The 1,731-nt window shown below is 56.5% G+C and carries 2 protein-coding genes and 1 tRNA gene; 1 reads left to right on the top strand and 2 read right to left on the bottom strand.

Annotated features, from left to right (window positions below; translation table 11 throughout):
* The first annotated feature begins 153 nt into the window (after positions 1 to 153).
* Positions 154 to 230: transfer RNA gene (locus AKU79_RS02435), tRNA-Met, on the top strand.
* 384 nt (positions 231 to 614) lie between these two features.
* Here the strand turns inward: AKU79_RS02435 and AKU79_RS19835 are convergent.
* Both AKU79_RS19835 and tnpC read right to left on the bottom strand, forming a co-directional pair.
* Positions 615 to 746 carry a hypothetical protein gene (locus AKU79_RS19835; protein ID WP_269430749.1) on the bottom strand — a complete coding sequence of 44 codons (132 nt, stop codon included), beginning with the start codon at positions 744 to 746 and terminating at the stop codon, positions 615 to 617.
* A 129-nt stretch (positions 747 to 875) separates the two neighbouring features.
* A partial coding sequence (tnpC, locus tag AKU79_RS02430; protein ID WP_156209406.1) for an IS66 family transposase occupies positions 876 to 1,731 on the bottom strand: 856 nt, incomplete at its 5' end.

Here is a 1,731-nt window from a genome sequence, read left to right as displayed (position 1 = left end):
GCCAATGGTACTGCGTCTTAAGACGTGGGAGAGTAGGTCACCGCCAAACCTAGTAAGAAACGTAACCTCTCAAAACGATACAAACAAAATCCCCAAAACAAAAATATTTTGGGGTACCAATGGGCCCTACGCAATCGCGATGACCCAAATCGGCGCGGGATGGAGCAGCTCGGTAGCTCGTCAGGCTCATAACCTGAAGGTCGTAGGTTCAAATCCTACTCCCGCAACCAAATTACTAAGCATTATCAAGACGCTAACAGCCGCCCTCCGGGGCGGCTTTTGCATGTCCAAAACCCAGGTCAACAATAGGTCAACAAAACTACCCAAACTGCGTGAGAATCCAGTGCCTTAGTAGCCAAACCCGCACTCAACCGCGCCAGTACGGATTGAGCCCGCACTCCACCCATTTAGCGAGTAACTCGCGAAAATCTGGGTGAGCCGGATGATAGACTTGGCCTTCAAGCAAACCGCGGCGACTTCACTGATAAGGCCCAAAGTGACCAACGCTGCGGGATGCTTGAAGTCAGCAGTACTTGAAGTGGAGTGGCCCTTAGCCCTTAGCCCTTAGCCCTTAGCCGCCAGCGCTTCCCTTTCTCGGCCGGACGCTTTGGCCATCAATAGATCTGTCTCGCATAGCGCAGTGTGTCGGTTGGCTCTTTGATTTCATTGGAAAGGGCCTCCCTAAGGAAATAAGAGTCGAGACTTGTACGCAGCTTCAGTTCCAAAACGGCATCGTCGAACTTCATCAGGGAGTTTTCTTCCTTTTCGTTCGCAACCTCGGCCTTTTTGCGAATAGAGCCTGTGTCTGGATCTGGGCTAATGTTTTCGAGTGCCTGCTGATGATCGGTAAGCGGTCGCTGGGCAGCACGTTCAACTCAGCTTGACGGCCTGAAGTTCCATGGCAGCAGATCGTCGATGCGGCTTTGAGGATGGCCATTGGCGATCGCGGTCAGGGTTGCCTTCAAGTAGGCGAAGGGCTCGATGCCATTGATCTTGCAGGTTTCGATCAGGGAGGCGATGCGGCCCCAGGCGATTCCGCCTTCGTCATGGCCCGCGAAGAGTGCGTTTTTACGATTGAGGGCGATGGGGCGGATCAGGTTTTCAACCCTGTTGGAGTCGATCTCGACGCGGCCGTCGGTCAGGAATGTTTGCAACCCGTCCCAATGGTTATGGATGTAGGTCAGCTTTTCGCCCAGCCGGGATTTGGCGGAGATCTTGCGGCGTTGTGCCTGCAGCCAGTCACCGAAGGCCGCCACCAATGGCGCAGCTCGGGATTGTCGGGCAGAGAGACGCTGACCGGGCGAGATGCCACGGATGTCGGCCTCGACGGCGTAGAACTCGGCGATGCGACGCAGACCTTCGGCCGCGATCTCTGATCCGTCGCGGTCAAATACTTCCTTGAGCTTACGCCGCGCATGCGCCCAGCAATGCGCCACCCGAATGGGCACGCCGCCCTTGCGCGAGGGTTTGGTCAGCCGATTGTAGCCAGTATAGCCGTCGATTTGCAGGATGCCATTGAAGCCTGTGAGGAAATTTTCGGCATTCTCCCCCGCCCGACCGGGGGCGTAAAAGTAGACTACGCCAGGCGGGTCATCGCCGCCCCAGGGCCTATCATCGCGGGCCAGCGCCCAGAGATATCCAGTTTTTGTCGTGCCGCGCCCCGGGTCCAGCACCGGGGCTGTCGTCTCATCCATGAACAGTTTTGATGAGCGCTTCAGATGGTCTGCCAGC

Source organism: Pseudorhodobacter wandonensis (assembly GCF_001202035.1).
GTDB classification, from domain to species: Bacteria; Pseudomonadota; Alphaproteobacteria; order Rhodobacterales; family Rhodobacteraceae; genus Pseudorhodobacter; species Pseudorhodobacter wandonensis.
This window is presented reverse-complemented; position numbering and strand designations above follow the sequence as displayed.